Genomic DNA, 11891 nt, shown 5'->3' on the forward strand with positions numbered 1-11891 from the left:
TCCTCGAAAAGGCCGTCGCGGCCCAATCGGTCGATCATGACCACATCGTCGGCATGGCGGCGCCGACGCATCCGGCGCTTCCACCGGGACAGACGGCGGAGAATGTGGCGCTCGCCAACCAGCTCCGCGATTGCCTGGAACAGCGGACGACGACATCGCGGCGCGTTGCCGTGTATCTGCGCCTTCTTCTGACGCTCGAAGGCGCCTTCCGCCCGCATCTGGTGGTGGACGCCTGACCACGGTCCCACCGCGGGTGTGATGCGCGAATTCGGAGAAAGCCTCCCTCCGATGCGCCACCCAGGATGGTTGGACCATGCGGCACAATGGGCTTGTTGTTTCTCCGGCGGAGTCCGGGCGCGTTCCCGCGCCGTTCCCGCCGCGGAAAACCCGCTCCCGCAGGGAGGTTCCCCCGTGCCCGACACCCATCTCGCCACGCACGCCCAGCCGTCCGGCGACGCCCTTCGCCAAGCGCTCTCCACCCGTTTCCAGAAGATCCGCGCCCGCACCGCCGAACTCGCCGCCCCCTTGTCGCCCGAGGACCTGATGGTCCAGTCGGTGGCCGACGGCGCCCCGGCCAAATGGCACCTCGCCCACACGACGTGGCTGTTCGAAACCACCGTCCTGGTGCCCTGCAACCCCGGTTACCGCCCTTTCGATCCGGCCTTTCTGACACTGTTCGCCGCGCGCGACGACCGCTTCGGCAGCCACCAGCTTCCCTCTCCCACCCTGCGCCTGCTCTCCCGGCCCAACGCGGCGGAGGTGATGCGCTACCGCGACCATGTGAACGCCGCGGTGCTGCACCTGCTGAACCAGGCCGACGAGGCGGACCTGCCGGAGATCGCCGAACGCGTGATCGTCGGCATCACGCACGAGCGGCGCCACCAGGAACGGCTGCTGACCCATATCAAGCACGCCTTCTGGAGCAACCCGCTGCGCCCCGCCTACGACCAGCCGCCGCAGAGCGTGCCGGCCCCGCCGCAGCCGGAACGCTGGATTGAGCATGAAGGCGGCATCGTCGAGATCGGGCGGACGGAGGCCGGAGCCGGCTTCGACCATGAAGGGCCGCGCCACCGCGTCCATCTGGAGCCCTTCCGCCTTGCCGCCCTGCCGGTGTCCTGCGGCGCCTTCCGCGACTTCATCGAGGATGGCGGTTATGGGAAGCGCTCGCTCTGGCTCGCCGACGGCTGGGAGGCGGTGCAGACCGAGGGATGGCAGGCCCCGCTTTATTGGGAATGGCGCGACGGCGCGTGGCAGATCTTCACCCTCTACGGCATGCGCGCGCTGGATCCCGCCGAACCGGTCTGCCATGTCAGCTGGTTCGAGGCCGACGCCTTTGCCCGCTGGGCCGGCAAGCGCCTGCCCGAGGAGGCCGAGTGGGAGGCCCTGGCGTCCCGCTGCGACAGCATGGGCAATCTGCTGGGCACCGGCAATCGCCACCCGCGCCCCAGCACCTGCCACGGCGAGGGCCCCTGGCAATTGTTCGGCGACGTGTGGGAATGGACGCGCAGCCCCTTCGCCCCCTACCCCGGCTACCGCCTGCCGGACGGGGTGGATGAGGCCGTCCATGGCCGCTTCATGATCAACCGCATGGTGTTGCGGGGCGGAAGCTGCGTCACCCCCTTCGACCACGCCAACCCGACAACCCGGCATTACCTGCGGCCGGAGTCCCGCCTGTCCTTCACCGGCCTGCGAATGGCCGAGGATGTCTGACACAGAGGACGCCTGAGACATTGGAATCGTTTTAAATGGTGGCGCTGCACCGCAGCAGGCTCTATAACCATAATTAAATTATGGCCTATGGAGCCTTTGATGTCCCTCGATCTGCCTCCGGTGTACCGCCACCACGTCTTCTGTTGCGCCCAGCAGCGTCCGCCCGGCCATCCGCGCGGAAGCTGTGCGGCGAAGAACGCCCACCCGCTGTGGGAACAGCTCGGCCAGCGCATCCAGGCCAAGGGGCTGCTGGACATCGGCATGGCCTGGACCGGCTGTCTCGGCTTCTGCTCCGCCGGGCCGCTGATGGTGGTCTATCCGGAGGGCCTGTGGTACCGCCCGGAAACCCCCGCCGACATCGACGAGATCGTCGACTCGCACCTCGTCAGCAACACGCCGGTCGAACGGCTGGTGATGGTGCTGACCCGCTGAACACAAAAGCTGAATGCGAAAACCCCTCCGCGGCACGGCCGGCGGAGGGGCTTTCCTTGTGCGGAACGACGATGCTACTTGCGGAACAGGAACTCGCGGCCGACCTTCACGCGCTTCTCGCCGTCATATTCGATGATGTCGGCGGTGGCGTAGGTCTCGGTCCAGCGCTCCGGCAGATAGCTGCCGGTGCCGATGATGTCGACGGGGGCGTTGGCCTCCGCCATCAGGCGGCACTTCGCCGGGCCGAAGCCGGAGCTTGCGACGATCTTCACCGCCGGGAATCCGGCCTCGTCCAGCTTTTCACGCATGAAATGGATCGCCGCAGCCGACACGCCGGTGCCGATCAGGTAGCGGAGCTGCGTCTCGTCGCGGTAGCCGCGGATGGAGTGGGGGGCGTGCCGCTCCAGCACCGCGTAGGAGCCCGGCGGGTCCAGCCCCTCCAGGAAGCGCCCGCCCGGCGTGTCGAGCCGCACCGCCAGCTTGCCCTGCGCGGCGAGGCCGGGGAAGCGGCGGCAGACCTCCAGCGCGTCGGTCACCTCGCGCCCGAAGTAATCGACCAGGACGGTCAGCGGCAGCTCGGGGAAGGTCTCGTGGAACATCTCCGCCGCCCGCACGGTCGAACCGGCGTAGCCGATCAGCGCGTGCGGCATCGTGCCCATGCCCTTCTTCTGGCCGAAGAAATGGGCGGTGGCGTCGGTGGCGTTGCCGATGAAGCCCTTGGCGCCGACCTTGCGCTTCGCCCGGTCCGATCCGACCGAGGCGGCGTAGGCCATCATCTCCTCCATCTCCGTGCCGGCGCAGTGGCGCGCCTCCATGGCGAGGAAGGCGGTCTTCGGCAGGTCGGCGCACATGGTGAAGGCGTTGTAGGCGCCGACGCAGGCGGGGCCGAGCTTCTGCAGGATGATCGTCTCGGTGTCGACCAGATGGTAGAAGGAGCCGGTGATGTAGAGGATCGGCTCGCCCGCACCGACCCACTTTCCCTCCGGATAGTTCAGGACGATGTCGAGGTCGAACCCGCGCTCCCGCGCCACCGCCTCGAGCCATTCGATGGCGAGTCGCGGCGCGCAGACCACCGGGCGGCGCATGAAGATGGCGTAGGTGACCTTCTTGTCACCGAATTTCCCGACGGCCTCCTTGGTCCGCTTGAAATAGGTGTCGGTCCATTCGGTGATGGCCGACGCGGGCGGATGGCTGGCGGGCGCGTGACTGGCCGGCGGCTGGTTCCTGGTCTCGTCCATGGCGATGTCCTTGTCTTCCCGCTCTTGCCCTTCACGATGGTCCGGTCCGGAGGCCACCCCCGCGCCGGGAACGGCAATCCGATTGAGAAACCAGCATTATACGCCCCGGCCCTCCGGTGGAAGAGGCTTCATCCGCTCCGGCCCACCGCCGCAAGCAATGGTGATTTACCGAAAATACACTACGAAATCCGGCGCATTTCAAATGCAAAGAAGATGAGAAGAGATGCGCAGTTCCTGACTGTAATTCGCTGTCGCCAAAAAGTATAAAATACCTGCATTTGACGAATTCCTCTTACCCATCCACCATACACCCAAGAACAGGCACCACCCCCCTTTCGGTGCCGGGGAATGCGACGAGGTCGGCATGAGCCGGACAATCCGCCACAACGCGCCGAACATTGCGGCGGCCCCCGCGACGGCAGGCCCCTCGACGCTGGATCGCCTCAGCCGCCGGGTGGTGGTCGGGCTTCTCTGCACCATGGCCGGGCTGGCCGCCGCGGGCACCGGCGGGGCCTTCCTGCTGAAGCCCGGCACGGCGCAGGCCGGGCGCGTGGTGGGTGACACGCTGCGCACCGCCGCCAACTACGCACGCCTGCCGGCGATGATCTTCACGCTGAGCGACGGCGACCGGCTGCGCGAGCTCCGGGTCCGCGTGGTGCTCGACATGGAGCCGACCGCCCCCGCCAAGACGGTGGAGAGCTATGGGCCGCGCATCGCCAGCGCCATGACCAACGTGATGCTGGAAACCGACCCGGGCGAGTTGCGCGGGCGCAACGGCGCCTTCTACGTCAAGGATGCGGTGATGCGCACGGCGACCAAGGAACTCGGCGCGATGAAGATCCGGCAGGTGCTGGTCCAGGAACTCGTCATGCGCTGACGGAAGGCCAGCCTGCCACCCCGATCCGCCGCCTCGGCCAACGCTCGACAGGCGTGCCGGAATGGGGAACACTCCTGTCCCGTTCGGATCGTGAGCCGCTAAGGCTCTTGGGATTGCAAGGAGACGGCCGTGGCCGAGTTCGATTTCGACCTGTTCACCATCGGTGCCGGCTCCGGCGGCGTCGCGGCCAGCCGGCGGGCCGCCTCCATGGGGGCGAAGGTCGCCATCTGCGAAGGCAGCCGGGTCGGCGGCACCTGCGTCATCCGCGGCTGCGTGCCGAAGAAGCTGCTGGTCTACGCCGCCCAGTTCCGCGACGCCTTCGAGGACTCCTGCTCCTATGGCTGGTCCACCACCACCCCGGCCTTCGACTGGGCCACGCTGATCGGGCGCAAGGACGCCGAGATCGACCGGCTGAACGGCATCTACATCAAGATGCTGGAGAACTCCGGCGTCACCCTGCACACCGGCTTCGGACGGCTGATCGACCGCCACACGGTGGAGGTCGCGAACAAACGTTACACCGCGAAGAACATCCTGGTCGCCACCGGCGGCTGGCCGGCGCTGCCCAAGATTCCGGGGATCGAGCACGCCGTCACCTCCAACGAGGCGTTGCAGCTCGGCACCCTGCCCCATTCCGTCATCATCCTGGGCGGCGGCTACATCGCCGTCGAGTTCGCCGGGATCTTCCGGGGTTTGGGCGCCGAGGTCACGATCATGATCCGTGGCGAGGAGCTTCTGAACGGCTTCGACGACGACATCCGCGTCGCACTGGCCCAGGAGATGCGCAAGCGCGGCATCACCATCCTCACCCGCACCCAGCCGGTGAAGGTCGAGGAAGGCCCCGGCGGCTTCACCGTCACCGACCAGTTGGGGCGGGAACATTCGGCCGGCCTCGTCATGGCGGCGACCGGACGCCGTCCGAACACGCGCGACCTCGGGCTGGAAGCCGCCGGCGTCGCATTGGATGACGCCGGGGCGATCCGGGTGGACGAATATTCACGCACCAGCGTCGACAACATCTTCGCCGTTGGCGACGTGACCGACCGCATGGCCCTGACCCCCGTCGCCATCGCCGAGGGGCGCGCCTTCGTGGAGACGCTGTTCAACGACAACCCGACCAGCATCAGCTACGCCAACATCCCGACCGCCGTCTTCTCCATCCCGCCGCTCGGCACCGTCGGCCTGACCGAGGCGGAGGCGCGGGCGAAATTCGCGACGGTGGACATCTACAAGGCGGGCTTCCGCCCGATGAAGCACACCATGTCGGGCCGCGACGAACGCGTCCTGATGAAGCTGGTGGTGGACGGCGAGAGCCAGCGCGTGCTCGGCTGCCACATGATGGGCATGGACGCGCCGGAGATCGTCCAGGGGCTGGGCATCGCCCTGAACTGCGGCGCCACGAAGAGGGATTTCGACCGCACCATCGCCCTCCACCCCTCTACCGCGGAAGAGTTCGTCCTGATGCGCGAGAAGGTGTCCTGACGATCGGACCTAAAACCAAAGGTCAGGAGCCTGATTTCCTGGAACGCTTCTAAGAAGCCTGTGTTGAGGGCACACGACGATGGCGGCGGCGATCACGGCGGCGGTTCAGTGCCGCCGCGGACGCCACCGCCTCCGATCCTTCATCAAGGCTCCCGGAGGGCTCCTACGCATGTTCATGCACAACAAGAACCTGATGTACACCGTCCGCGTCGCCGAACCGGACCCGAAGCTGGCCAGCCTGATGCTGGAGCAGTTCGGCGGACCCCAGGGCGAGTTGGCGGCGGCCTTGCGCTACTTCACGCAGGGCCTGTCCGACGAGGACCCGGGCCGCAAGGACATGCTGATCGACATCGCGACCGAGGAACTGAGCCATCTGGAGATCATCGGCAGCATCGTCGCCATGCTGACCAAGGGCGTGAAGGGCAAGCTGGCCGAGGGCGCGGAAGAGGTCACCGACCTCTATGCCGACATCGCCAAGGGCAACGGCAGCCACACGCTGGCCCTGCTCTACGGCGGCGGCCCGGCCCTGACCAACTCCGCGGGGCAGCTGTGGACCGGCGGCTACATCGACAGCATCGGCGAGCCGACCGCCGACCTGCGCTCCAACATCGCCGCGGAATCGCGGGCCAAGATCATCTATGAGCGCCTCATCAACATCACCCCGGACCCGGGCGTGAAGGACGCGCTGACCTTCCTGATGACCCGCGAGGTCGCCCACCAGAAGATGTTCGAGAAGGCGCTCTATTCGATCGAGAACAACTTCCCGCCGGGCAAGCTGCCGGGCAACCCCGAATACACCGACAAGTACTACAACATGAGCCAGGGCGACGGCGACATGCGCGGCCCGTGGAACCAGGGCGAGCAGTGGGAGTTCGTGAACGTCACACCCGACCAGGGCCCGGTCAGCGGCGGTGACGGCAACCCCTCGGTCCGGCTGGCGGCGGAAGAGATGAAGGCCGTCAACGAGGCCGCCAAGCGCACCATGTCGCGCACCGACGTGAACCCGGTGACGGGCGCCGACCTCGGCGCCGGCCCCGGCTCCGGCAAGATGACCCCGGTCAAGTAAGGCCCATATTCCCCTCCCCTGCGAAGCGGGGGAGGGTCAGGGAGGGGGCAATTGCTGCAAAGGCAGTTCCCCCCTAAACCTTCACCACCGCCTCGTCCCGCCTTGGCCGGCTCATCAGCCACAGCAGCACCAGCAGCCCGGGCACCGCCCCGCCGGTGGACAGCAGGAAGAAGCTGCTCCAGTCCATCCGCTCGGCCAGCCAGCCGGACGAGGCGCCGAACAGGTCCCCGCCCAGCTTGTAGAAGCTGCTGAGCAGCGCGTATTGCGTGGCCGTATAAGCGGTGTTGCACAGGCTCGACAGGTAGGCGACGAAGGCCGCCGTCGCGATGCCGCCGCAGACATTCTCCAGCGCCACCGTCACCGCCAGCGCCGACACGTCGTGCCCGACCTGCGCCAGCATGACGTAACCGAGGTTGGACAGCATCTGCATCAGCCCGCCGACCAGCAGCCCGCGCAGCACGCCGACGCGCCCAACCAGCACGCCGCCGATCAGCCCGCCGACGATCGTCGCCCACAGGCCGAACAGCTTGGTGACGTTGGCGATCTCCGTCTTCTCGAAGCCGAGATCGACGTAGAAGGGCGCCGACATCACCCCCGCCAGGACGTCGCCCAGCTTGTAGCAGGCGATGAACAGCAGGATCGCCGCCCAGGCCGGGCGCGTCATGAACTCCACGAAGGGCGCCACGACCGCGCCGTAGATCCAGGCCAGCAGGTCCGCCTTCCAGCCCGTCAGATGCGGGCGGGCGGCCAGCCAATCGGCCACATGCCGCTCCCGCGCCTTGGACTCCGCGGTGTCCGCGACCTTCGGCTCGCGGTTCAGCAGGATCGTCACCATGCCCACCGCGACCAGCCCGGCCATGACGTAATAGGCAACGTGCCAGCCGAAGAACTCCGCGAGGTACAGGGCTCCCGCCCCCGCTGCCAGCATGCCGAAGCGATAGCCCAGCACGAGGATGGCCGCACCGGCGGCCTGCTGGTGCTCCTCCAGCACCTCCACGCGGTAGGCGTCGACCACGATGTCCTGGCTGGCGGAGAAGAAGGCGACGACCACGGCCAGCATGGCGGTCCACCATAGATCGGTGACCGGATTGGTGCTGCCCAGCCCGATCAGGGCCGCCATCAGCCCGGCCTGCGCCACCAGCGCCCAGCCGCGCCGCCGCCCGAACAGACGCGTCATCACGGGCAGGCGCAGCCGGTCGATCAGCGGCGCCCAGACGAACTTCAGCGCGTAGGGCATGGTGACCAGCGCGAACAGGCCGATGGCCGTCTTGCTGACGCCACCCTCGCGCAGCCAGATCGACAGGGTGGACCCGGTCAGCGCCAGCGGCAGCCCTTCGGAAAAGCCGAGGAACAGAATGGCGAGAACGCGCCGGTCAAGATAGACGGAGGCCGCCTGACCCCAGGAGGATGGTTTCACCCGTTAACCCTTCCGCACACCTGCGTGTTCGTCTGTATAGGCCGTGTTCGGATGCCCCGGCCAGCGCGCTTTTTCGGGCGCGGCGCCGCATCATCCATTGCGGAAGTTGCGGTCGAAACTATGGAAAAATTTCCCGACTACCGCTATACAGATTACCCCTCCGGCCGTCATCCGGCCCCAGGTGGAACCCTTAGCACAAGGAAAGAGCGGGCGTCATGGTTGAGCGTTGGTCCCCCGACAGCTGGAGGTCGAAGCCGGCGAGGCAGCTTCCGACCTATCCGGACCCGTCCAAGGTCGAAGCGGTCGAGCAGCGCCTGTCCTCCTATCCCCCGTTGGTCTTTGCGGGCGAGGCGCGCCGGCTGAAGGACAGCCTCGCCGCCGCCGCCGCCGGCAACGCCTTCCTGCTGCAGGGCGGCGACTGCGCGGAGAGCTTCGCGGAGTTCCATCCGAACAACATCCGCGATACCTTCCGCGTCCTGCTGCAGATGGCCGTCGTGCTGACCTTCGGCGCCGCCATCCCGGTGGTCAAGGTGGGCCGCATGGCCGGGCAGTTCGCCAAGCCGCGCTCCGCCGACACCGAGGTGCTGGAGGGGATCGAGCTTCCGTCCTACCGCGGCGACATCATCAACGGCTTCGACTTCACGCCGGACGCCCGCGTTCCCGACCCGGAGCGCATGATGCAGGCCTACACCCAGGCCGCCGCCACGCTGAACCTGCTGCGCGCCTTCTCCCAGGGCGGCTACGCCGACTTGCACAAGGTCCATCAGTGGACCCTGGGCTTCGTCGAGCGCTCCCCCGCCGGTGAGCAGTTCCGCGAGATCGCCAACCGGCTGGACGAGACGCTGGGCTTCATGGCGGCCTGCGGCATCACCGCCCAGACCACCCCGCAGATCCGCGAGACCGAGTTCTTCACCAGCCACGAGGCGCTCCTGCTGCCGTTCGAGCAGGCGATGACCCGCGTCGACAGCACCACCGGCGACTGGTACGACGTGTCGGCCCACATGCTGTGGATCGGCGACCGCACCCGCCAGCCGGACGGCGCGCATGTCGAGTTCCTGCGCGGCGTGAAGAATCCGATCGGCCTGAAGTGTGGCCCGACGACCGATCCGGATGAGCTGATCCGCCTGATCGACCTGCTGAACCCGACCAACGAGCCGGGCCGCCTGACCCTGATCGTCCGCATGGGCGCCGACAAGGTGGCGGAGAAGTTCCCGCCCCTGCTGCGCAAGGTGCAGCGCGAGGGCCGCGTCGTCGTCTGGTCGAGCGACCCGATGCACGGCAACACCGTCAAGTCCTCCAGCGGCTACAAGACCCGGCCGGTGGAGAAGGTGCTGTCGGAGGCGCGCGACTTCTTCGCGGTGCACGAGGCCGAGGGCACCCACGCCGGCGGCGTCCATTTCGAACTGACCGGCCAGGACGTGACGGAGTGCACGGGCGGCGCCCAGGCGATCACCGATCACAAGCTGGCGCTGCGTTACCACACCGCCTGCGACCCGCGCCTGAACGCCAGCCAAGCTCTGGAACTGGCCTTCCTGCTGGCCGAGGAGCTGAAGCGCGCCCGTCTTAAGCGCGACGCCGACCGCCGGGCAGCGGCGGAGTAAGGCGCTTTCCTGGGGGCACTGCTGCCCCCACCCCGGCCCTCCCCCGCTATCGCAGGGGAGGGTGCCTTCTGCGAAGCGGCGTCCGTCCCCTCCCCTGCGAAGCGGGGGAGGGTTAGGGAGGGGGCAAGCGGTGCGAGCGCCTACCGCACCACCATCCGCTCCAGCAGCACCTCGCGCACCCGGACGGCCTGCGCCTCGCGCTTCATCACGCTCGCCACGGTGCTCTTGATCAGGTTGGCACCCTCGGCCCCGCTCAGTTGGCCCGGTTCGATCTGGCGCAGACGGTCGGCCATCTGGTCGGCGATGCGGGGGACGAAGGGCGTGGCCGGGTTCGGGTCGCCGGTGGGCTCGATCTCCAGCAGCACGCGGATGTCCACTTGGCGCGCGTCGCTGCCGCCCAGCGTGAAGGTCATCGTCGGCAAGGACGCGTAGGTCTTCTGCGCCTTGCGATCGCCGCCGGCGCTTCGTGTGCCGGATGTGCCGGACACCACGGTCCAGGTGCCCAGCGCGGCGAACAGCACCAGCGCCACCGCGACGAAGACGGGCATCAACGACACCGATTCCCCATCGGAGCGCCGCAGCAGGAACCGCACCGGGCCGCCTTTCCCCCGTCATTCCCCTGGTGGGGCATGGGCAAATTTAACGATGATTTATCCTAGATAAAAAAACGGGGCCGGTCAAAGCACGTCGCGCGGCCAGCCCCGCTTTTTTACTTGAAATCAGCGCCCGTCCTTCAGCCGCCGATGCCGCCCATGCACAAATACTTGATTTCCAAGTAATCCTCGATGCCGTACTTGGAACCCTCGCGGCCGATGCCGCTTTCCTTCATGCCGCCGAAGGGGGCGACCTCGGTGGAGATGATGCCCTCGTTGATGCCGACGATGCCGTATTCCAGCGCCTCCGCCACCCGCCAGACACGCCCGATGTCGCGGCTGTAGAAGTAGGCGGCCAGACCGAACTCGGTGGCGTTGGCCATGCGCACGGCCTCCTCCTCCGTCTCGAAGCGGAACAGCGGGGCGACCGGGCCGAAGGTTTCCTCACGGGCCACCTTCATCGCCGGAGTCACGTCGGCGAGGATGGTCGGCTCGAAGAAGCTGCCGCCCAGTTCATGCCGCTTGCCGCCCAGCACCACGCGGGCGCCCTTCTCCGTGGCGTCGCGGATGTGGTCCTCGACCTTCTCCACGGCGGCCATGTCGATCAGCGGCCCCTGCTGCGCCCCTTCCGTGGTCAGGCCGGGGCCGACCTTCAGCGCCTTCACCGCCTCGGCCAGCTTGGCCGCGAAGGCGTCGTAGACTCCGGACTGCACCAGAAGGCGGTTCGCGCAGACGCAGGTCTGGCCGGTGTTGCGGTACTTGGACGCGATGGCGCCCTTCACCGCCTCGTCGAGGTCGGCGTCGTTGAAGACCAGGAAGGGCGCGTTGCCGCCCAGCTCCAGCGATATCTTCTTCACCGTGCCGGCGCATTGGGCCATCAGCTCCTTACCGATCTCGGTGGAGCCGGTGAAGGTCAGCTTGCGCACCGTCGGGTTGCCGGTCATCTCGCCGCCGATGGCGCGGGCGGAGCCGGTGACGACGCTGAGAATGCCCGCCGGAATGCCCGCCCGCTCCGCCAGCACCGCCATGGCCAACGCGGTCAGCGGGGTGGCGGTCGCCGGCTTGATGACCATCGGGCAGCCGGCGGCCAGCGCCGGACCGGCCTTGCGGGTGATCATCGCCGCCGGAAAGTTCCACGGCGTGATGGCGGCGGTGACGCCGATCGGCTCCTTCGTTACGACGATGCGGCGGCCCGGCAGATGCTGCGGGATGGTGTCGCCGTAGACGCGCTTGCCCTCCTCGGCGAACCATTCGATGAAGGACGCGGCGTAGGCCACCTCGCCGCGCGCCTCGGCCAGCGGCTTGCCCTGCTCGGCCGTCATGATGCGGGCGATATCCTCCTGGTTCGCCATCATCAGGTCGAACCATGTCCGCAGGGTCTTCGCGCGCTCCTTCGCGGTCAGGGCGCGCCAGGCCGGCCAGGCGCGTTCGGCGGCGTCGATGGCCCGGCGCGTCTCGTCCGCGCCCATCATCGG

10 protein-coding genes and 1 pseudogene are annotated in these 11891 nt (G+C 67.8%); 7 read left to right on the plus strand and 4 right to left on the minus strand.

Features of this window, described 5'->3' with window-relative positions:
• From GBZ26_RS20195 to GBZ26_RS20205, 3 genes and pseudogenes are all read left to right on the plus strand, one after another.
• A pseudogene (locus GBZ26_RS20195) lies at positions 1-236 on the plus strand (hypothetical protein); the annotation flags it as partial.
• A 175-nt stretch (positions 237-411) separates the two neighbouring features.
• Complete coding sequence (gene egtB / locus GBZ26_RS20200) at positions 412-1710, plus strand: ergothioneine biosynthesis protein EgtB (RefSeq protein WP_174440379.1); 1299 nt, start codon at positions 412-414, stop codon at positions 1708-1710.
• Positions 1711-1809: 99 nt separating this feature from the next.
• Complete coding sequence (locus GBZ26_RS20205; RefSeq protein WP_174440380.1) at positions 1810-2142, plus strand: (2Fe-2S) ferredoxin domain-containing protein; 333 nt, start codon at positions 1810-1812, stop codon at positions 2140-2142.
• A gap of 74 nt (positions 2143-2216) precedes the next feature.
• On the opposite strand, the gene GBZ26_RS20210 is transcribed toward GBZ26_RS20205, so the two are convergent.
• Complete coding sequence (locus GBZ26_RS20210; RefSeq protein WP_094302254.1) at positions 2217-3380, minus strand: nicotinate phosphoribosyltransferase; 1164 nt, start codon at positions 3378-3380, stop codon at positions 2217-2219.
• Between the two features lie 364 nt (positions 3381-3744).
• Here GBZ26_RS20210 and GBZ26_RS20215 point away from each other — a divergent pair, with 364 nt between their 5' ends.
• From GBZ26_RS20215 to GBZ26_RS20225, 3 genes are all read left to right on the plus strand, one after another.
• Positions 3745-4257, plus strand: coding sequence for a flagellar basal body-associated FliL family protein (locus tag GBZ26_RS20215; RefSeq protein WP_174440381.1), 513 nt, complete (start codon positions 3745-3747; stop codon positions 4255-4257).
• 129 nt (positions 4258-4386) lie between these two features.
• Positions 4387-5739 carry a glutathione-disulfide reductase gene (gor, locus tag GBZ26_RS20220; RefSeq protein WP_174440382.1) on the plus strand — a complete coding sequence of 451 codons (1353 nt, stop codon included), beginning with the start codon at positions 4387-4389 and terminating at the stop codon, positions 5737-5739.
• A 169-nt stretch (positions 5740-5908) separates the two neighbouring features.
• Complete coding sequence (locus tag GBZ26_RS20225; protein WP_014240662.1) at positions 5909-6805, plus strand: manganese catalase family protein; 897 nt, start codon at positions 5909-5911, stop codon at positions 6803-6805.
• A 73-nt stretch (positions 6806-6878) separates the two neighbouring features.
• Here the strand turns inward: GBZ26_RS20225 and GBZ26_RS20230 are convergent, their stop codons facing one another.
• Positions 6879-8222, minus strand: a complete 1344-nt coding sequence (locus tag GBZ26_RS20230; protein WP_174440383.1) for an AmpG family muropeptide MFS transporter — start codon at positions 8220-8222, stop codon at positions 6879-6881.
• A 215-nt stretch (positions 8223-8437) separates the two neighbouring features.
• Here GBZ26_RS20230 and GBZ26_RS20235 point away from each other — a divergent pair, with 215 nt between their 5' ends.
• Positions 8438-9823, plus strand: a complete 1386-nt coding sequence (locus GBZ26_RS20235) for a class II 3-deoxy-7-phosphoheptulonate synthase (protein WP_174440384.1) — start codon at positions 8438-8440, stop codon at positions 9821-9823.
• 140 nt (positions 9824-9963) lie between these two features.
• Here the strand turns inward: GBZ26_RS20235 and GBZ26_RS20240 are convergent, their stop codons facing one another.
• Together GBZ26_RS20240 and GBZ26_RS20245 are read right to left on the minus strand one after the other, a co-directional pair.
• Entirely contained in the window at positions 9964-10371 is a 408-nt protein-coding gene (locus GBZ26_RS20240; RefSeq protein ID WP_211104859.1) for a flagellar basal body-associated FliL family protein, read from the minus strand.
• 185 nt (positions 10372-10556) lie between these two features.
• On the minus strand, positions 10557-11891 hold a 1335-nt coding region (locus GBZ26_RS20245; RefSeq protein WP_174440386.1), incomplete at its 5' end, for an NAD-dependent succinate-semialdehyde dehydrogenase.

This window comes from Azospirillum formosense, from assembly GCF_013340925.1.
Taxonomy (GTDB): domain Bacteria; phylum Pseudomonadota; class Alphaproteobacteria; order Azospirillales; family Azospirillaceae; genus Azospirillum; species Azospirillum formosense.